Genomic DNA, 20,156 nt, shown 5'->3' with positions numbered 1-20,156 from the left:
GGCCAATCTCTGGTCGACCCTTTTCATTGGCGGCGCCGACCGTGTCATGAACGCGCAGGCGCTTCTTCGTCAAACTGGCTGCCAATAAGAGATTATTGAAATGGATTACGACCCTGCACTCTGCAACCCTGACGACAAAGAAGACTGCGATAATTATGAAGAACAAAAGGCGATGGACGAGGTGCTTTCTGGAAAGCCAAATAAGGGTTTGCCTCACACATCGCGGGCTTTAGGTCTCAACGAGCTAGGCATGGCTGCAGAAAATCGATACCTAGCGAATGAAGACGCTTACCTGCCGATCGCTAAGGCAGCAGTCGCAGACCAGTTTTCGTCCGGCGCCGCCGTTGAGGTTTTCTATCAAAATATCGGAGGCCAAAAACGTAAGAACCTGTTCCTTCGGACAGCGGCATTCTACTATGTCTTGATTAAGTACGGCGACTGGGTGGTTACGGCACCCGATTGCAACCCCATTATCGACTACCTAACTAATTCGTACAAAATAGTTGGTCTGTTTGCGCTCATTGAATCTCTTTCGGATGAGACGCACGAGGACTTTCACGCCTGGCTCGGCAACAAAGCGAATATCTCGTTTCCCATAAATGATTACGGCGAGCTGAATGATCTGCACGCGAAATACAAAGCCACCTGTGGGTCTATACGACGATGCGTCAACTTCTTCTCAAGACTCTCCCCGAACAGGCAGGAAGAACTCTGCAAGTCGATCAGAATTGACAACGAGCCAATCCAAGATATAAAGAAACTAGCACAATTTCTCTATGACACGAGAAGCAAGTTCGTTCATGAAGCGGAACTGGTTCTTAATATGTCAGGATCAACAATTCATCTTGGCCACAAGAAGCCAAATTTACACGGCGCTCAGGATGCCCATGATGCTGTTGAGCTTTGAGGAAGGCTTGGTCGCTTATTTTCGCGAAACCCCAGTCTAAGGAAGCGCTGATTAATTCCGAATTCGAGCGTCAGCGGGCTGGCAAGGCATTGTTTGCGTTGAGTCTACTCCGGCGATTTTTGAATTGATCAGCGTCTCCCTCACGCCTCCGGATACCGCGCATCCTTGGGGACAATTTACTTAAATTCGCCAGACTATGAAGAGAAAATAGGGGACTTGCCACGATAGTGTTCGGTAGTGTTCTGAGGAATACCTGCGACATGACCGCGGTTTCCTGTTTTTCTTGGGGAAATTCAAGAAATCGTGGTCTGCCAGGCCTTGATCATCGTTCCGGCCACCCCCGTTACGCCGCTACCGGCAGGAGCGCGGGCGGCTTGGGCGGGCGCGGTCGTCGGCGCGCTGGCGGCGGGGGCAACGGCATGCGCTGGAGCACCTGCGCGAACAGCGTTTCGTGGGCCCGGCCGAAGAAGCGCTCAGCGGCAGTGGTCCCGTCGGGGCGACGGAGGTGGAAGTTATGTACGGCGGTCAGTGCCTCGAGCTTGCGGTCGCTCAGGCGATGTCGGCCATGGTGATGTAGGGACAGTTGGCCGTTGCGCCCCTCCACGCTGGAACTGCTGCGCTGGAACAGGTCGGCGCAGTCACCGGCCACCTGTTCGAGGCGCGCGCGCTCGGCCTCTGGGAGGGCCTGGAGCGGATGATCGCGTTGGCGCAGCGGTTCGAGCAACTGCCGGCTCAGGGCGTGCAGACGGTGGCGCGGTTCAGCGAGCGTGCTGCGATTGGCGACGCGCTCGAGGTAGAGCGCCGGAATCAGCTGCGTGAGCAACGCCAGTTCCACGGCGGGCGGCAGATTCAGCGCCTCGACCTTGGCCTGCACGGTCGCAAAGAAAAAGGTAATGGTGGCAAGGAACTGAATCGTCAGGCGCTGCGCCTTGGCCAGGCGCTCACGGGCGCGCGTTGGCAGATCGGCCGCGTCGGCCAGCTGTTGCAGCCGCGTCCACACGTCGGCAAAGCGTTGCGCGATGCGCGCCACGGGCTGCGCCTGTCCCTGCTCCAACTCATAGGGGTGATAGAGGGTCCCCAACTCACGCACCAGTTCACGGGCCTCGGCCTGACGCGCTTGCGCCTGTACCTGATCGGCTTCGGCCTGCACCACGACCGCCAGGGCGGCTTCAATGCGGGGCGCGAACGCCGGTGGGCGCCCGCGCGGACGCGGGGATTGGGCGTCATAGGCCTGCGCGGTCGCCCGCTCAGCGTCCAGCGACGTCTGGGCGGCCGCGACGCTGGCGCCCGCCTGTTTCACGTGGCGGACCAAGTGTAGGCTGGTGCCCTTGGACACCTCCTGTTGCACATGAAACAGGTCCGGGGAATGATGGGCCGCACAATCCGTCTGGATATGGCGGCGCAACGCTGTGGCCTCGTCGCTGGTGCCCTGGATCACGGTCACGTTCAAGCCGTCCAGACCCGCGCGCAACGCCTGCGTCCAGGTGGCCGCCGGTGTCCTTCCGGTAAGGCTGCATGAAATCCCGTCCCTAGCCCGGTAGCGTAGGAGCCCCGTTTTTGGTGATCCGGAGGCTCCACGATGTCACTGTCACTTGCCGCCGCGGCCGATCTGGCACAGACGGCCGCGGCCTTTGCCCACTGGCGCAACACCACGTCCCAGGGCGCGCGCATTCCCGCGGAACTGTGGTCGCGGGCGGTTGAACTGGCCGCCCGCCATGGGGTAAGCAAGGTCGCCACGACGCTGCGACTGGACTACGCCGGTTTGAAGCGGCGGCTGACGGCGCGGACAGCGCCCCTGCCGGTGCCCACCACGGCGCCGCCGGCCTTTGTGGAAATGATGCTGGGCTTACCACCGTCGGGGCCGGGCTGCGTGCTGACCCTGTCCGACGCCCGTGGTCGTTCGTTGCGCATCGAGTGGACCGGGGCGGCGACCGGCGAGGTCGCGACGGTGGCGTGTCGCCTGTGGGAGGCGGCGCCGTGCTTGCCCTGACCCCGCAGTTGCGGGTCTTGGTCGCGACGGACCCGGCGGACTTTCGCCAAGGCATTGATGGTCTTGCCCGGCGGGTGCGCCAGGTGTTGGCGGACGAGCCCATGAGTGGAGCACTCTTCGTCTTCCGCAACCGCCGCGGTACCGCGATCAAGCTCCTGGTCTACGACGGCCAGGGTTTCTGGCTGTGTCAGAAGCGCCTGTCCGAAGGCCGCTTTCGGCACTGGCCGAGCGGCCCGCCGGGGCAGGTGCTGGCCCCCCAGGAACTGGCGGTATTGCTCGCCGGTGGGGATTGGCGCGCCGCGGCGGGGGCGCCGGTGTGGCGGGCGTTGACGCCGGGGGCGTGACGTGGCGGTGTACGATGCGGTATAACGCCGTGTATGAACACGACGCTCCTGCACCACCGGCCAGTCGCGGCATGAGCTGGCGTAAGAACCCGCGCACCCCGCGGGTGTCGGTCCCCATCGCGCGACTCGATGCCATTGTCGAGCGCACCCGTACCCAAGCGCTGCCGGTGGATGACCACGCCACCCTCAAGGCGGCGGTCGACACCTTGGCGCGCCTGACCGAGGAACTGGAGACCACGACCACCACCCTGGAGCGGGTGCGTCGGCTGATTTTCGGACCCCGCACCGAGACCACGGACACGGTCCTGGGCAAGGACCAGCCAGCGCCGCGCGATGCCCCGGCGCCGCCGGCCGACGCCGACCCGGCGGCGCCGGGCGCCAGCGACGGCGATGCCACGCTGCCGCCCCACCAAAAGACACGCACTGGCCACGGCCGCAACGGGGCCGACAAGTATCCCCGCGCCCCGCGCATCCCGGTTGCCCACGCCACCTTGAAGCAGGGCGACCCCTGTCCCGAGCCCGGTTGCACCGGCCGGGTCTATGTCCAACGCCAGGAGCCCGCCGTCCTGGTGCGCGTCACCGGCGTGGCGCCCCTGCAGGCGCAGGTCTACACCCTGGAGCGGCTGCGCTGTGGGCTGTGCGGCACGGTGTTTACGGCCGACCCCCCCGCGGGCGTGGGCGCGGCGAAATACGACGCGACCGCCGCCGCCATGATCGCCTTGCTGAAATACGGCTGCGGGCTGCCGTTTCATCGCATCCAACGCCTGGAGCAGGCGCTGGCCATCCCCCTGCCGGCCACTACCCAATGGGATGTGGTCGCGGCGGCCGCGCCGTGCCTCGCCCCCGCGGTGGAGGAGCTGGCCCAGCAGGCGGCGCAGGGCACGGTGCTCTATAACGACGACACCACCATGCGCATCCTGAAATTCACCGCCGAGGCGCGGGCCGAGGCGCTGCCCCCGGGAGCTAACGCCGAGCGCACCGGGGTGTTCACCAGCGGCGTCGTCGCCGAGACCGTCAATGGCCCGATCGCCCTGTTCAAAACCGGACCTTGTCATGCCGGGGAGCACCTCGCCGAGGTCCTCAACCGGCGCCACGACCCCGTGCCCCCGATCCAGATGTCCGACGCCCTGGCGCGCAACACCCCGGGGGATCATCCCACGCAGGCCGCGTCCTGTATTCCCCATGGGCGCCGCAAGTTCGTCGAGGTCCATGACGCCTTTCCCGACGAGGTCGCCTTCGTGCTGGAAACCCTGCGTCCCGTGTTCCACACTGACCACCAGGCCCAGCACCAGGGACTCGACCCGCACGCGCGCTTACTCCTGCACCAACAGGAAAGCGGCCCGCGGATGCAGGCGCTCCACGACTGGATGGCCACGCAGTTGGAGACGCACGCCGTGGAGCCCAACTCGGGGCTCGGTCAGGCGATCCGCTACATGCAGAATCATTGGCAAAAAATGACCCTGTTTCTGCGCGTACCCGGCGCCCCGCTGAGCAACAACATCTGCGAGCGGGCGCTCAAGAAGGCCATCCTGCATCGCAACAATTCGCTGTTTTATCGCACCTTGAACGGCGCCAAGGTCGGCGATCTGTTCATGAGTCTGATCCATACCGCGGAACTGCACCAAGTGGCGCCGTTTGATTACCTGGTCGCGCTGCAGCGCCATCCCGCCGCGGTGGCACTCGACCCGCCGGCCTGGATGCCCTGGAATTACACCACGGCGCTGGCGCGCCTGGCCGCCGAACCCGCGCCGGACTGATCCCGCGGCGGCCCCGTGCCGCCCGTGCGGGCCTCCTCCCCACACCGCCCAAGGTCCCGACCCGTCACCGCGCTGGGGCGTGGGCGCGCACGGGCAGGCAGACGTCATCCCAGCTTGCTACTGGCGGCTCGCCCGCTCCGCCAACAGCGACAACGGCGGGCCTTGGGTTCGCCAATGACGCGGGGCTCCCACGCTACCGGAACCGCGCTCGGCATTCATGCAGCCTTGCCGGAAGGACACGGCCGCCGTGCGATCGGCGGCGTACTGTTCGCGCAGCAGAAAGTTCGACACCGGCTCCAACATGACCAACAAAATCTGCGGATGAAAGGTCTCATCCTCGCACGCCGTGATCGCGCGGTGCGGCATGCCCACCGCCAACGCCGCCCGTTGCTCACGCGCCACGGCGACCACCATCTCCTCCAAGGCCGCATTGAGGGCCTGGTGGGTGCCATAGCTCGCGCCGACGAACGCCGACAACCCACTCAACTTCAAGAATTCACACACCATCCGCACCCCGGCACCGCCGTGCAGCGTGATGACGAAGTGCGCCGCCACCACCACTTGGTGCAGCCACTGCACGCCCTCAGGGGTCGCCACGAAGGCTGCCAACACCGCCGGGGCCGCGCCGACCGGGGTCGGCTTGCACCAGTCCTGCAAGGTGCTGCGCGCCACGCCCAGTTCGGCGGCGACGTGGCGTTGCGGCTGCCCCGTCGCCAAGCGGGCCACGGCCGCCCCGCGCTGTTCGGCTCGCTCCAGGCGCGAGCGGTGCTTCACGACCCACCGCCGGCCGACCGCCGGACCACGCCCGATGGCGTCGACCCGATGTCTGCGCTAAAGTCGATCCCGGCAGGACCTTCGAACATCGTGCTTCTCCCTCGGTTTGTTTGCACTTCCAAGGGTACACAATTTCGCGGGTCCTGCCGCTCTCCAGTGGGGGTTAACCAAGCCCTACGCTAGGTCTTGGCCGGATTTATGATCAAGGCCGCTGACGGCGTATTAAATGTTCCGCTTTTAATGTTCCCCAGGTCGGATGGGCGTTGCAATCCGTGAAGAGTAACCGCCATGGCTTCAACCGCATTGCGAAGAACAACCCCTGGGGTGAGCAGTAGCCCGCCCTTAAGACCAGGGCAATCGCATCAGATAATTAGCAATTACTGTTAGACGAAACACGAGGATCACGTGACAATCCACTGACTTTTCTGTCTTGTGGAGTGGCGACGATGTGCGAAACAACCCTGGATCGGTCGCTGGCCGGGCATTTTTCCGCGCTGGAAGACCCGCGCTGCCCGATCAAGCGCCACCACAACCTGATCGACATGATCGTCATCGCCATTGCGGCAACGCTCTGCGGCGCGGACGGCTGGGTGGCCATCGCGCAGTTCGGACGCACGAAACGGCCGTGGTTTGCGCAGTTTCTGGAGTTGCCCAAGGGCATCCCGGCCCACGACACGTTCGGGCGGGTGTTCGGGTTGCTGGCGCCGGAAGCATTCGAGACGTGCTTTCGCGCTTGGGTGGCGTCGATTCGTGAAGTGATCCCCGGCGAGATCATCGCCATCGACGGCAAGACGCTGCGCCGCTCCCACGATCGGGCCAAGGGTCTGGCCGCGCTGCACGTGGTCAGCGCGTGGGCGACGGCCAACCGCGTCGTCCTTGGGCAAGTCGCCACCGACGCGAAGTCCAACGAGATCACGGCGATCCCGCAGTTGCTGGCGTTGCTGCGTCTCCAAGGCTGCATCGTCACCATTGATGCAATGGGCTGTCAGACCAAGATCGCCGAGCAGATCATCGAGCAGGGGGCCGACTACGTGCTGGCGCTCAAGGGCAACCAGGGCACGCTGGCCACCGAAGTCGAGGAGGCGTTTATCGATGCCGACGCGCGGGATTACGCGGGGGTCGACACGCAGATGCACGAAACCCACGAGCATGGCCATGGACGGGTGGAGACCCGCCGCTACCGGACCTTGGGTGATCTCTCCGGCGTACCGCGCAGCGCCCTGTGGAAGGGCATGAACATGATCGGCATGGTCGAGTCGCAGCGCGAAGTCGCTGGCAAGATCACCCGCGAAACTCGCTTCTACATCGGCAGTATCGCCACCGACGTGGCCCGCTTCGCCCGTGCCGTGCGTGATCACTGGGGCGTGGAGAACGATCTGCATTGGAGTCTCGATGTGGCCTTCCGCGAGGATGACTGCCGCGTGCGCGAACCGGGCGCCCGCGAGAACCTGGCCGTACTGCGCCACATCGCGCTGACGCGGCTGAAGAACGACAACACCAAGCTCGGCATCAAGAACAAACGCTTGAAGGCCGGTTGGGATGAACGCTACTTGACGAAGCTGCTTTTTGAAGCACCGGATGCCAAGCCAAAAACACGTGTATCAGATTCTCCGAATATTAGTGTAGCGTGATGCGATTGCCCTGCCCTTAAGACATAAGCTGCGGCAGATAACGAGTTCGCGATATTTATCAAGATTTCGACGGACCAACAGCGCAACTCATTTTCGATCACATCCGGATCATGAAGTGCTTTTAGAACTATTTTCATACCCTTGGCAAGTAGTGATCTTATTTCATCTAAATCGCCTCCACATAAAGAGTCAAAGCTACTCGCAATAGCTAAGGAATCCCTTCGCAGCTGATTAAGAAGAATATCCGGAGTAACAAGGAGTGCCATGGGAAAATAGGGGCGTACCAGGGATAAGTGGGCGAAATGAGCCGATCAGAAGTCAATCAGGGACAAAGCCGATCGGGGACAGACCCTTGGAATGAATAAGGGGCCAAGCTCAACTGAATCCGTCGGGCGGATGAGGATTTAATAGATCAAGCTTGGCCTCTTTTCCTACTCTTGAAGGTCTACTCGATCGCCGCCGTATCAGCGACCGCGACAGGCCAACACCATCTTCTCAAACCGGCAAAAGCTCTCGGAGCACCGCAAGCGCCCAAAATCCAACTGGACTTTCTTCAGGACCTGGATGGCGTGAACAGTGTCGTTATAGAGCCAACCTCTGGCCTGTTTGAATAGCCCTTTGACCTCGGCCTTCGGTTGCGGATGTCGATCCGGGTTCCTGACTCGCTGTACCGGGAACGGATGAGCGGGGGTAGACAAGAAGGCGCTCAGCGCTCTTTCGTTGGCAAGCAGCCAGCTTTCCAACTCCTGCTCGACACAGACCAGATACACCGGCGCATCCTCGGGTACGCCGGCCTCCGCCAGCAGGCTCAGGAGCTCGATACGCTCGGTGTGCCGACAAGGTTTGTCGGTTCGATCCGGCCAGGCTGGGCGCAAGTCCCAAACGATCAGCACGCACTCGCACCCGTCCTTGAGCAATCTGGCCGCGACCTTTCCGGAGTCTCGCAAGAGGTTCGCTTTGTTATCCAGTGTTTCGCTGCGCACTCGCATCCCGGGCCTGATACGCTCGATCAGGTATTCGCAGACCTGTTTGTCGGCGCCCTGGGGACCGCATTCGAGGATCAGGCCAAGCGAGGGGGCGGTCACTTCACCGCCTCGTGCAGCGACCCCATGGTGTAGAGGCGTCCTGGCGCAAACTCCTGCGACCACTCGCGCAGGGACGCGTCATCCGAGGGACGATGAAACCTCGGTTCGCCCTTGGAGTCGCGAGCGACCAGTACCAGATGCCGGAGCTCGAACAAGTCCAGAAGGTAAGGCGAATGGGTGGTGAGCACGACCTGGGTCGCGCCATCCAAGGTCGCAGACCGGATCTCTTCCACCAGCATATGGATACTGCGCGGATCCAGTCCGTTCTCGATCTCCTCGATGAGAATCAGCGGGGGTGGCTCGGGATGGCGAAGGAGGGCGAGCAGCGCAAGGACCCGCAATGTGCCGGTGGAGAGCATCCAGCCCGGAACCGGGTGTCCGGCTTCGGATAGCTGGATGTATGCCTTGCGCTCGATCTCCGAGGTCAACAGCGGCTGCAGGTCCGAGGCGTAGGGCAGGACGTAGCCGATCGCCTGAACGATCCCCTCCAGCGCACTCGGATCGCGACGCTGAATATCGAGCAGAAAATCCGCGATATTGCTGCCGTCCCTCGCTAGCCGGACCCGCCCTGGCGTGCGCCGCTGAGGCACGGGAAGCCCCATCCTTTCCGGTTGAAGGCTGAGAAACTGCCAGTCGCGGATGTGGTTGGCGATCTTCTCGAGTCCCTGGGTTCCAGGGAACGTCAGAATCGACCGTCCGGGGTCCCGCACGCCGGAGCGGTCGAAAAGCTTGCCGTTGGCATGTCTCGCGGTCTCCTCGGAGATCCGGATCTGGCTCGCATCCGGGTCGCTTTCGATCTCCATATGCAGAGAGGTACCCGTCTTCGGCGCAAACACGTCAGGCCCGAGATTGAGATCGAACGACATCAGCGCTCGCGACTGCCCTTTCGGCTCGTCCTGAGATGCTGCGAAGTGGCGAACGTGCTCGATACCCAGCCAGCGCTGCATGGCCGTGTCCAAGCCGTCCAGCACGATCGATTGGTAGGTCTCCAATGCCTCAATGAGACTGGATTTTCCACTCCCGTTGTGGCCCACGAAGACGGTGACTGGGCCAAGCCGGACGTAACCGCTGTTGGCGATCGCCTTGAAATTGCGAACCTGAACGGATCTCAGTCGCAGTGGGGGGGGCTCGGGGCGTTGGTGCATCGGCTTTGTCCGGGGCGTCCGCGGTGGATTTCCGCAAGTTTACGTGGTCTTGGCGTCGGAGATGGCCTCGAGGAAATAGGGGACGCACCACGGATATTTCGGCGGAATAGCGAGCGACGCGAGAGAGCGCCGAGCTAAGGTGATACCGTCGCCAATGGCAGAAACAGCGTCATCGGCAAGTCGGGCAGGGGGATGAACCCGTGGTGAAAGTAGAACGTCGATGCGGTCTCGTCCTTGGCGTCTGCGGTCAGGGAAATAGGGGGCGTACTACGAAATCGCTATCCCTGAGCAATCTGCGAGGTCGGTGCTCCGCTAGTTCTCCCGGTAGACAGCTTCTTTTCCGATGGCGAGTGCCAGAGGGAGCTTCTCGCCGATCCGCCGGGCCAGGGTGATCGAATGCCGCCGACAAAGTGAGGATCGCGTGCACGGATGACGGTTAATACATCCGTGCACGCTCAACTGGGTGATTGCGCGGCCAGGAGTGCATCGGAGAAATGCTCCGAGTCGGGGATGCCGGGTTGGTGCGTCCGCGACCCGCGGACGTTCAGATCTACGATGATTCCTGGAGCCGGGGGTAGATCTTGGCGACAGGATGTCGCTCGGACAGGGCCGTGGTCGGGCGAAAGCCTGTAAAATCAGGCATCCAAAAAAAGCTGAGCCCCGGTTGCATGCCGAAGCAGAGGCGGGTCCGGGGATTACGGGTAAAGAGTATATGGCGCAGCCCACAAGTGTCAAGATTTTCGGCCTTGAAGGAGGCGTGCTCGATGCGCTCGAGACTTCTCTTTCCCGACAAAGATTAGCGACATACGTCAACGCGGCAGGCGGGGACCGCGAGCAAGCCGTCCGGCTCTACACTTGGAACACGGCTGTCAGCGCGGCCTTCTACGGACCCCTACAGGGCCTCGAAGTTGCTTTACGCAACGCCATGCATGGCCAGCTTACCGGTGTCTACGGATTGGCTTGGTTCGATAACCCTGCCTGCGGCATGGATGCCGGGGCGCTCGATCGGATCGATCAAGCCAAGAGGACCCTGCGCAACCGCATTGCGCACCACGAGCCCATCTTCACCAGGCATCTTGAGGCTGACTACCGATCGCTGGTTAATGTCACAGGATGGATCTGCCCAACGACTGCATCGTGAGGCCCTGACGCCGACAGTTGCGGCAAGACCTCGCCGCTGACCCGTTGGCTGACGACGGTCTCCACCATTAGATGGAGCCGCCCCCCCAGCGCCTAGCCTCGCAATCGGAACATCCAGTCCAAGGCAAACTTCGCGAGCCTTCCGTAGGGCGGCTGCAGCACCGCCTGGATCGACGAGATGCGCGCCTGGCGAAAGACCGGCCGGAGCTTCGAGAAGGTCAGGAAGCCCTCATAGCCATGGTAGTGCCCCATGCCGCTCGCGCCGACGCCGCCGAACGGCAGGTCGTGTTGCCCCACCTGCACGATGGCCTCATTGACGCCGACGCTGCCCGAGAGAACCTCGGTGATGTACCGCTCGGCGAGTCGCTTGTCGTTGGTGAACGGATAGAACGCGAGCGGGCGGTCGTGAGCGTTGACGTAAGCGATGACCTCTTCGGCCTCGCGGTACGGCTTGACCGGCAGGAGCGGCCCGAAGATCTCCTCCTTCATGATCGTCATCTCGTCGCTCACCCCGAGCACAATGTGCGGGGCGAGCTTGCGGCGACTGGCATCGGGCTGCTGGTCCGGCGCCAGGTTGATGACGGTCGCCCCGCGCGCCTTGGCGTCCTCGAGCGTCGCGACCAGCCGATCAAAGGCCGGCTGATCGATGATCGTGGTGTAGTCCGGGCCGTTCAGGTCGGGAAAGCGCTCGGCGACGAGCCGCCTGGCATGCGCGACGAATGCCTCGATGCTGGCTTCGGGCAGGAACAGGTAGTCCACGTTCACGCACACCTGGCCGGCGTTCATGCACTTGGCCCAGAGGATGCGCTCGGCGGCCGTCGCGAGCGGAAAGTCGGGCGCGACCACCGCCGGGGCCTTGCCGCCCAGCTCCAGGGTAACCGGACAAAGGTTCGCCGCCGCAGACGCCATGACAGCGCGCCCGACGCCGCTCGAGCCGGTGAAAAGCAGGTGGTCGAACGGAAGTTTCGAAAACTCCGGGCCGCGTCCAAGGTCTTCGAAAAACGCGACCTTCCCGGTCGGCAAGTAGCGCGGGAAGACCTCGATCAGGAGGCGCGCGAGGTGTACGGATCGATCCGACATCTTCACCATGGCGTGATTGCCGGCGGCAAGGATGTCGACGAGCGGACCGAACGAGAGAAAGATCGGGAAGTTCCAGGGAACCATCACGCCCACCACCCCGAGAGGCTGGGGAACGACGCGGTTACTTGCGCCGGGGAAGGCGAGGTGGTCGACCGCTCGGCGCTGCGGACGCATCCATTTGGCGATATGCCCGATGGTGTCGCGGATGCCTTGGCGCACCGGGAAGAGCTCGCTCAGGCGTGTCTCGGTTGCCGGTCGCACGCCGAAGTCGGCGTCGATGGCCTCGATGATCGCCGCCTCGTTCTCTTTGAGGAACCTGTGCAGCGCCGCGAGGTCGCCCTTGCGCTGCTCAAGGTCAGGGTACGGATTGGCCCGGTGGGCGGCGCGTTGCAGTTCGAGGCACTGGGCAAGGGTGAGCGCAGACGATTCCATGGCTTAGATCTCTTTCTTCTCGGGACTTGCTCCGATCGCGCGTGAGCGATGTTCCGTCGCCGCGACCATGACTCGGCCAGCCGCGCGCCGCACGATGGTCGCGCAGTCGGCGGCCGACAGGTATATCGGCACCGGGTAGGTCCCGTGCGCCTCCGCCAGCGCACGCTGCACGATGGCGGGGACGTCGGCGTCGGCGATCTGCTCGATCGCTGTAGGGATGCCGATGGACGCGTTCAGCCGTCGGATGGCGGCGATGAGACTCGTCGCGAGCGACCGGGGGTCTTCGCCGTCCCGCCCGAGCCCGCAGGCACGCGCGAACTCCGACATCCGCGAGGCGGCGCCATCCACGTAGAAGTCGAGCACGTACGGGAGCAAGATCGCGTTCAGGTACCCGTGCGGGAGGTGATAGAGCGGACCGAGTTGGTGGGCAATCGCGTGGACATAGCCGACGCTCGCTTTGGTGAAGGCGAGACCGGCGAGGCAGGACGCGACCGCAAGGCTCTGCCGGGCGGCGATGTCGCGACCGTCCTCGCAAGCCCGGGGCAGATCGCGAAAGATCGCGCGCGTCGCGGCCACGGACAGGGCTCGCGTCTTCGGTGTTGCGAGCGTCGAGAGGTAGGACTCGATCGCATGCGTGAGCGCGTCCATGCCCGTGGCCGCGGTCACCTGCGGCGGAAGGCCGACCATGAGGTTCGGATCGAGCGCAATCGCCGCCGGCACGAGCTTGTTGTCGACGATGGCGAATTTCCGCCCGGCCCCCGGATCGGAGACGACGGAAACGACCGTCACCTCCGAGCCGCTGCCCGCCGTCGTCGGAATCGCGAAGAACGGCACGACGGGGGCGCGGACCTTGAAGTAGCCATCAAGGTCCTGCGGACGACGACCGCTCGCGTGACATGCGATCATGGCCTTCGCGGCGTCGATCGGCGAGCCGCCACCGACCGCAAGCACCGCTGTCGCCCCCGACGCCCGGAGCTGCTCGATCCCTGCCATGACGATGGCGATGGTCGGATCGGGCTCGACCTCCGAGAACACCGTCACCGCGAGGCCGGCCGCCTTCAACGCGTTCAACACCGGGGCGACGACCTTGAGCTCCACGAGCACCTGGTCGGTCACGACGAGGACGGACCGAGCGCCGCGGTCGGCGATCAATCGGGCGAGCTCGATCGATGAGCCCGGCCCCGTCAGCATGAACGGCGTCGGCGCCGGCGCGAGGCGAGCCGCGACGCCGAGCGCACGAATGCGCAGACGTGCGAACAGATGCGACATAGGGATAAGGGAAGGGATAGGAAATCCAACTGCACGGGCACGACGGCTCTGGAAGCAGGGAACTTAGCATCGAAGGAAGGTGCTCTGCAAGGGCGCAGTGCGAGCCGAGCAGGGCGAAGCTGCCCTAACCGAGGTCTTCTGTGTTCATGTCCTATTACCTGAGCGCCGACTCGTCCGCACCTATCCTGATCAGACCCGTACTCCTGCAGCAGTCTTGGCAGGTCGCTTTATTGCCTTTCTTTTGACCCTATCTCCGCCGAGGCCGGTCGCTGAATCCGCGGCCGGGCCTCCCGGCTCCGCTTCGATCACTCCCCCAGACGGACCGCATCACGCGGCCGAGGTGTCAGTCATGAGTTTGTTGCAGCAAATCGTTGAGGGTCTCCACGTCGCGAAGATCGAGGGTCTGGCCAAGACCTTCACCCGCCTGGGGCGGATCGGTTGTTGGCTCCTGATGTTCCGTACCACCCAGGCGGCCGGCCAGTTCCCTAAGGCCGCTTAAATTTGACCCGGGGAGTTCGACCATGAATGTCCTATCCACCTTCAGTGCGCCCGCCCGCGGCCTGATCATCGCCGGGGCCGTCGCGCTCGTCGTGACCTTGATGAAGACCGCGGCGCCGCTGCTGACGCCGCTCCTGCTCGCCATCTTCATCGCGATCGTCGCCACCCCGGCGCTCGCCTGGATGCGCCGCAAAGGCGTGCCGAAGTGGGGCGCCCTGTTCGTGATCGCGTTTGTGCTGCTCGATGTCGGCAGCCTGTTGGCGCTGGTGACGACCGGGTCGCTCGAGGGCTTCAAGGACAGCCTGCCGGGCTATCAGGAACGCTTCACGGCACTGGCCGAGCACTTCGGCGGCCTGATGGCGGGAACCGGCGTCGACAACCCGGCCGCGGCGGCGACGGACCTGATGGACCCGGCCAGACTCACGGCCCTGGTCCCGCGAATGTTGTCCAGCGCCGGCAGCGTCTTCGCGACCGGGCTCCTGGTGCTGCTCACCGTCATCTTCATCCTGCTCGAAGTGCCGACCATGATGCCCAAGCTGAAGGCGGCCTTTCACATCACGCCGGACGGTGAAGAACGCCTCCAGCGGATGTTGGACAACATCAATCGCTACATGCAGATCAAGGCCCTGACCAGCCTCGCCACCGCCGTCTGTGTCTGGCTCATGCTGTGGTTTTTCGGGATCGACTTCGCCATCCTGTGGGCGGTGCTGGCCTTCTTTCTGAACTTCCTGCCGGTCGTCGGCAACATCCTGATGATGATCCCGCCGGTCCTGCTGGCACTGGTGCAGGTCGACCTGGCCACGGCACTGATGGTCGCGGCCGGATACCTGGTGATCAACACCGCGATCGGCAATGTCATCGAGCCGCGGATCATGGGTAAGGGGCTCGGCATCTCGACGCTGGCGGTCTTCATCGCCCTGCTGGTCTGGGGCTGGCTGTTCGGCACCGTCGGCATGTTCCTGGCCGTACCGCTGACCACGGCCCTGATCATCGCGCTCGATGCGAGCCCCCATACCCGCCCGCTCGCGATCCTGATGGGGCCGGCGATTACCGAGGAGCTTGCGGAAGCCTCGGCAGCGGAGCCGGACGCTCGCGGCTCGGATGACTGAGGGACCTCGTGCGTCGGGCCTTGATCCTGGGCCCGGCCACCTCGCGATCTGTGGGGGCGCCGGTCCGCACAGCGGACCCTACAGATCGCGGCCTTACCTGAGCGTCCGCGCGACGAAGCGATCAGGGGCCGTCGCGGTTCCGGCCCGCCATCCACGCCATATTTTCCGGGTCGGAAAGGGATTCGCTAGCGGTCCGGCGTCATCCTGACCACCTGGAAGGCTTGATTGAGGTAGATGTCGGTCTTTCTGCCGTTGCAGCGGGCGTCGTCGATCTCGAAGGTCTTGTCGTCATCATCGAACTTCATCTCGCCACCGGAGCAACCCTGGGCGGTGAGGGCAGTCTCGATTGACGTGCGTTCCTGCGGCGTCACATCACGCCAGGCAAAGGCCGGCGCGGCGACGAGCATCCCGGCGAGCGCGAACAGTGGAATCTTCATCACATAACCTCTCATTTGCTATTGACATGTGGCGTAAAACCGATCGCATGACGGTGTATTCCGCCTGACTTTACCTATCGGGAAAGGCTCTTGCAACCCGCTTGGCAAGGGGATAGCTTGGCCCAACCTAGTACCGGCACGCAGGAATCGTAGAACCATTGCGGGCAGTCGGGAACGCAGGGGCGGCCTTGATCGTCGTTAACGACAACGATCGGCGATGGCTTCACGACTTCTGCGGTGTTGCACCAGGCGGATCAGTGTCCGCTGAGACTATCGTTGCGCCAACCGTCAATCCGGCGGGATTGATAAGGAGAAACCGATGCAATTCGCCACCCTGCTCGCCGGGCTCGATCGGCTGGCCCTGGCCTGGGCCGTCGATGGCCTGGGCCTCACGCTGCTGATCGCCTACCACCTGTATCTGCGGCGCGTCTTTCGCCTGGAGCCGGAGCGGACCTATCGCGGTCGCTCCAACCGGCTGCGCCGGGCCTGGGTCGCGACGGTGCGCGCCGGCGACCGGGATATCCTGGCCGTCCAGACCCTGCGCAATTGGGTGATGTCCGCGACCCTTTTCGCCTCCACCGCCATCGTGATCGCGCTCGGTGTCGTCGGGGTGGCCTTCGACCGGCTCGACCTGGGCGGCCTGTCGCAGTCGCTGAGCCTGGCGCCGAGCGGTCCGGACCTGGTGCGCTTCAAACTGCTGGTGCTCGCGGCCATCTTCGCCGGCGCCTTCCTGCATTTCGCCCTGGCGCTGCGCTATTACAACCACACCGGCTTTCTGATCAACCTGGCACCGGAGCACTTCACCGGCTCCGGTGTCGACCAGGTTGCCGACACCCTCAATCGTGCCGGCGGCCACTACCACCTCGGTACCCGCGGCTTTTTGCTGGCGATCCCGTTCGTGCTCTGGCTGATCGGGCCGGACTGGTTTCTGGGCGGTGTCGCCGTCTGCCTGGTGCTATTGTATCGCTTCGACTTTCTGGTCGACGGTGAGCCCGCGCGGGCGGTCGCGGCCCCCGGTGCCTTCGACCTCGGCGACCCCTTCGCCCTGCAGGGCGACGCGGTCCTGCACGCCCTGCACAGCACGGTGGACGGCCTGAGTACCGCCGAGGCGGCCAAGCGGCTCGCGGCCGTCGGTCCGAATCGGCTCCCGAGCCCGCCGAAGGACGGGCCGATCAAGCGGTTCCTGAAGCATTTTAACGATATTTTGATCTATATCCTGATCGCCGCCGCCGCCGCGACGGCGCTCAAGGGTTACTGGATCGACACCTGGGTGATCCTCGCGGTCGTGGTCATCAACGCCATCATCGGGTTCATTCAGGAGGGTAGGGCGGAGGACGCTCTGGAGGGCATCCGCAAGATGCTCTCGCTGCACGCCCACAGCCGCCGCGGCGGGCACTGGGTGGAGGTCGAGTCGGCCGACCTGGTGCCCGGCGACATCGTGCGCCTGCGCGCCGGCGACCGGGTGCCGGCGGACCTGCGCCTGCTCGAGGTGGTCAATCTGCGCATCGAGGAATCGGCCCTCACCGGCGAGTCGGTGCCGAGCACCAAGGGCAGCGAGCCGGTGGACGACGCGGCCGGCATCGGCGATCGGCACGGTATGGCCTACTCGGGCACGCTGGTGGCGGCCGGGCAGGGCACCGGGGTGGTGACCGCCACCGGACCCCATACCGAGTTGGGCCGGATCAACCGGATGATCGCGGAGGTGGAGACCCTGGACACCCCGCTGACCCGGCAGATGACCGCCTTCGGCCGGGTGCTCTCGGTGATCATCCTGGGGATGGCGGTGGCGATGGTCCTGATCGGCTGGTTCCTGCACAGCTTCGGGGTCGAGGAGCTGATGATGGCGACCATCGGGTTCGCCGTGGCCGCCATCCCGGAGGGACTGCCGGCGATCATGACCATTACGCTCGCGCTCGGCGTCCAGGAGATGGTGCGACGCAACGCCATCACCCGCAAACTCCCGGCGGTCGAGACCCTGGGGTCGGTCACCGTGGTGTGCTCGGACAAGACCGGCACCCTCACCCGCAACGAGATGACGGCCCGCCATGTCGTCACCCCGGTGGACCAGTACGACGCGGCCGGGATCGGCTATGCCCCGGAAGGGCACCTGTCGCTCCACGGTCAGCCGATCGCGGTCGCGGCCCACCCGGACCTGCGGGCCTTGATCGAGGTCATGGCGGTCTGCAACGACGCCGAGATCGCCGAGGAGGACGGTCACTGGCGGGTCATCGGCGAGCCGACCGAGGGCGCACTGCGCACCCTGGCCCATAAAGCCGACTTCGCCGCCGCGGACTACCCGCGCCTGGCGGTCGTGCCCTTCGACTCCGATCTGAAGTTCATGGCCACGCTGAACCGCCTGCCCGGGGGCGGGCGGCGCATCCTGATGAAGGGCGCGCCCGACCGGCTGCTCGATCGCTGCGCCGGCCAACGCGGTGCCGACGGGTCCGTGAAGCCGCTGGACCGCGCCTTCTGGGAGGACTGGATCGACCGACTCAGCGCCCAGGGGCTGCGGGTGCTGGCCGCCGCGAGCCGCGAGGTCGAGGCGGACCAGGACGACCTGGGCGTCGCCGATGTGGCGCAGGGGATGGTGTTGCTGGGTCTGGTCGGCATCATCGATCCGCCGCGACCCGAGGCGATCACGGCCATCGCCGCCTGCCGCCAGGCCGGCATCGCGGTGAAGATGATCACCGGCGACCACGCCGGCACCGCCAGTGCCATCGGCCGCGAGATGGGCATCACCACGGACGATCGCGCCGTCACCGGGGCCGAACTGGAGGCCGCCAGCGACGCACAACTGCAGACCATCGTCGCCGACTACGCCATCTTCGCCCGCACCAGCCCCGAGCATAAGCTGCGGCTGGTCCAGGCCCTGCAGGCCAATGGCGAGGTGGTGGCGATGACCGGCGATGGGGTCAACGACGCCCCCGCGCTCAAGCGTGCCGATGTCGGCATCGCCATGGGCATCAAGGGCACCGAGGCGACCAAGGAGGCGGCCGAGATCGTGCTGGCGGACGACAACTTCGCCTCGATCGAACGCGCGATCGAGGAAGGCCGCACCATCTACGACAACCTGCAGAAGTCGATCCTGTTCCTGCTGCCGACCAACGGCGCCCAGGCCCTGGTCATCCTGGCCGCGATCCTGTTCGGCTTCACCCTGCCGCTGGCCCCGGTGCAGATCCTCTGGGTCAATATGGTGACCGCCGTGACCCTGTCCCTGGCCCTTGCCTTCGAGCCCGCCGAACCCGGGGTCATGAGCCGACCGCCGCGGCGCCCGGGTGCGCCCATCCTGGGCTGGTATTTCATCTGGCGCATCGCGCTCGTCTCGGTGCTGATCGGCGTCGCCACCACCGCCGTCTTTCTCTTCGAGGAGGGGCGCGGCTATTCGGTGGCCGCGGCTCAGACCATGGCCGTCAATACGCTTGCGTTCGGGCAGTTGTTCTTCCTGTTCAACAGCCGGTTCCTGCACGCCTCCAGCCTGCGGGTCGGTCTGTGGTTCACCAACCGCGTGGTCTGGCTGGCCGTCGGCGTACTGGTCCTGTTGCAACTCCTGTTCGTCTATGCCCCCTTCCTGAATCGCTGGTTCCACACCGCGCCCCTGGCCCCGCGCGACTGGCTGCTGCCGGTCGGCATCGGCGTCGCCATCTTCCTGGTGGTCGAGTTGGAGAAGGCCGTGGTGCGGTGGGTGGCGACCCCGGGAGGGCCGCGGCCTAGTGCCTGAGAACCGGCGCCGTGGCGCCCGCGGTGGGCTTGCTCATCGTTGCCGCCGGAGCGGTCCGTCCGCCACCGGAGGCCGACGCTTCAGCGGGCAGCGGCGCCGCATCCGGCTGAAGCCTCGACCTCCGGTTTCTTTTGCGGATACAAAGTCATCCGGAGTTCATCTTAAGCCGCAACGGCGACTGGGAGCGCCGCACCCCAGTGCGGCGCGGCCTCTGGTCAACCCGCACCGCCGAGGTTATCCGCGAGATCGCGCCGCATTGGGGTGCGGCGCCCCCAGACCGGGCCGCACTGGTGAACTGTGTCTCGCCCACGACCAGAGCCTGCTCAGCCACGGCCAGTGCCGCTGCTAGGCGGGCGAATTGCCCGCCGAGGTCGGGCGCTTGCCCGGGGGGTGGATCAGGCGGGATAATCCTCGGTAGCGGGACGGGTTCGGTACCCGGCAACCGGAGGTCGAGGCTTCAGCCGGATGCGGGTGCCAGTTCCCGGGACAGTTTACTCAATTACGTCTGCCGCAGAGTTTGGAATAGGTAAATGGTCCCCGGAATGCAGGGACTGACCGATCGCCGTAACCGTTTAGCCCCCCCTGTTCTTAGCCCCCTCGCGGACGGCGTGACGTAGTTTCGGCCAGCCACGCCCGGTCCGCACAGCGGACCCTACGGGGAGGCTGCGCGCCCGTAGGGTCCGCTGTGCGGACCAGCGACCGCGCGGCCAGCGGGATGGCCGGGAGTCGGATGAATGCCTCGCCGACGATCATAAGCCTACGCGACAAAGCTCGACGGTCCTGGCAAACTATGGCCCAAGCTTCTATACGAGAGTGCGCCAGCGCCGCCACGCCCCCGCC

General features: G+C 64.7%; 16 protein-coding genes. 9 read left to right on the top strand and 7 right to left on the bottom strand.

The window, feature by feature from the left end; translation table 11 throughout:
• Positions 1–100 precede the first annotated feature (100 nt).
• Entirely contained in the window at positions 101–907 is an 807-nt protein-coding gene (locus THSYN_RS34075) for a hypothetical protein (RefSeq protein WP_157817768.1), read from the top strand.
• Positions 908–1,250: 343 nt separating this feature from the next.
• On the opposite strand, the gene THSYN_RS18305 is transcribed toward THSYN_RS34075, so the two are convergent.
• Positions 1,251–2,378 (bottom strand): DUF6399 domain-containing protein, encoded by a 1,128-nt coding sequence (locus tag THSYN_RS18305; protein ID WP_216644573.1) that lies wholly within the window; start codon positions 2,376–2,378, stop codon positions 1,251–1,253.
• Positions 2,379–2,486: 108 nt separating this feature from the next.
• On the opposite strand from THSYN_RS18305, the gene THSYN_RS18300 reads away from it, so the two are divergent.
• The 3 genes from THSYN_RS18300 to tnpC all read left to right on the top strand — a co-directional run bounded on the left by THSYN_RS18300 (position 2,487) and on the right by tnpC (position 4,998).
• Positions 2,487–2,897: a hypothetical protein gene (locus tag THSYN_RS18300; RefSeq protein WP_100918957.1), complete on the top strand. Its 411-nt coding sequence runs from the start codon at positions 2,487–2,489 to the stop codon at positions 2,895–2,897.
• A complete protein-coding gene (gene tnpB / locus THSYN_RS18295; RefSeq protein ID WP_100918902.1) occupies positions 2,885–3,241 on the top strand; it encodes an IS66 family insertion sequence element accessory protein TnpB in 357 nt (118 codons plus the stop codon). Before THSYN_RS18300 ends, tnpB begins: the two co-directional genes overlap by 13 nt.
• Before the next feature lie 71 nt (positions 3,242–3,312).
• A complete protein-coding gene (gene tnpC / locus THSYN_RS18290) occupies positions 3,313–4,998 on the top strand; it encodes an IS66 family transposase (RefSeq protein ID WP_157817556.1) in 1,686 nt (561 codons plus the stop codon).
• A gap of 117 nt (positions 4,999–5,115) precedes the next feature.
• Here the strand turns inward: tnpC and THSYN_RS18285 are convergent, their stop codons facing one another.
• A complete protein-coding gene (locus THSYN_RS18285; RefSeq protein ID WP_100920389.1) occupies positions 5,116–5,772 on the bottom strand; it encodes a helix-turn-helix domain-containing protein in 657 nt (218 codons plus the stop codon).
• A gap of 446 nt (positions 5,773–6,218) precedes the next feature.
• On the opposite strand from THSYN_RS18285, the gene THSYN_RS18280 reads away from it, so the two are divergent.
• A complete protein-coding gene (locus THSYN_RS18280) occupies positions 6,219–7,403 on the top strand; it encodes an ISAs1 family transposase (protein ID WP_100917659.1) in 1,185 nt (394 codons plus the stop codon).
• A 464-nt stretch (positions 7,404–7,867) separates the two neighbouring features.
• Here THSYN_RS18280 and THSYN_RS18275 read toward each other — a convergent pair whose 3' ends face one another.
• A complete protein-coding gene (locus THSYN_RS18275; protein ID WP_100920388.1) occupies positions 7,868–8,488 on the bottom strand; it encodes a DUF4276 family protein in 621 nt (206 codons plus the stop codon).
• A complete protein-coding gene (locus tag THSYN_RS18270; RefSeq protein WP_100920387.1) occupies positions 8,485–9,633 on the bottom strand; it encodes an AAA family ATPase in 1,149 nt (382 codons plus the stop codon). Before THSYN_RS18270 ends, THSYN_RS18275 begins: the two co-directional genes overlap by 4 nt.
• Before the next feature lie 664 nt (positions 9,634–10,297).
• On the opposite strand from THSYN_RS18270, the gene THSYN_RS18260 reads away from it, so the two are divergent.
• Positions 10,298–10,774, top strand: a complete 477-nt coding sequence (locus THSYN_RS18260; RefSeq protein ID WP_216644572.1) for a hypothetical protein — start codon at positions 10,298–10,300, stop codon at positions 10,772–10,774.
• Positions 10,775–10,866: 92 nt separating this feature from the next.
• Here the strand turns inward: THSYN_RS18260 and THSYN_RS18255 are convergent, their stop codons facing one another.
• Together THSYN_RS18255 and THSYN_RS18250 are read right to left on the bottom strand one after the other, a co-directional pair.
• Entirely contained in the window at positions 10,867–12,285 is a 1,419-nt protein-coding gene (locus THSYN_RS18255) for a coniferyl aldehyde dehydrogenase (RefSeq protein WP_100920386.1), read from the bottom strand.
• A gap of 3 nt (positions 12,286–12,288) precedes the next feature.
• Positions 12,289–13,554, bottom strand: a complete 1,266-nt coding sequence (locus tag THSYN_RS18250) for an iron-containing alcohol dehydrogenase (protein ID WP_100920385.1) — start codon at positions 13,552–13,554, stop codon at positions 12,289–12,291.
• Between the two features lie 349 nt (positions 13,555–13,903).
• Here THSYN_RS18250 and THSYN_RS34070 point away from each other — a divergent pair, with 349 nt between their 5' ends.
• Together THSYN_RS34070 and THSYN_RS18245 are read left to right on the top strand one after the other, a co-directional pair.
• Entirely contained in the window at positions 13,904–14,053 is a 150-nt protein-coding gene (locus THSYN_RS34070) for a hypothetical protein (protein ID WP_157817767.1), read from the top strand.
• Positions 14,054–14,075: 22 nt separating this feature from the next.
• Positions 14,076–15,161 (top strand): AI-2E family transporter, encoded by a 1,086-nt coding sequence (locus THSYN_RS18245; protein WP_100920384.1) that lies wholly within the window; start codon positions 14,076–14,078, stop codon positions 15,159–15,161.
• Between the two features lie 185 nt (positions 15,162–15,346).
• Here THSYN_RS18245 and THSYN_RS18240 read toward each other — a convergent pair whose 3' ends face one another.
• The gene (locus tag THSYN_RS18240) at positions 15,347–15,598 is read right to left on the bottom strand and encodes a PepSY domain-containing protein (protein ID WP_216644571.1); all 252 of its coding nucleotides are present in this window, start codon (positions 15,596–15,598) and stop codon (positions 15,347–15,349) included.
• A gap of 319 nt (positions 15,599–15,917) precedes the next feature.
• Between THSYN_RS18240 and THSYN_RS18235 the strand changes: the two genes are divergently transcribed.
• Positions 15,918–19,316 carry an HAD-IC family P-type ATPase gene (locus tag THSYN_RS18235; RefSeq protein WP_100920382.1) on the top strand — a complete coding sequence of 1,133 codons (3,399 nt, stop codon included), beginning with the start codon at positions 15,918–15,920 and terminating at the stop codon, positions 19,314–19,316.
• Positions 19,317–20,156: the final 840 nt, after the last annotated feature.

It is taken from the genome of Candidatus Thiodictyon syntrophicum (assembly GCF_002813775.1).
In the GTDB taxonomy this organism is placed as follows: Bacteria; Pseudomonadota; Gammaproteobacteria; order Chromatiales; family Chromatiaceae; genus Thiodictyon; species Thiodictyon syntrophicum.
This window is presented reverse-complemented; position numbering and strand designations above follow the sequence as displayed.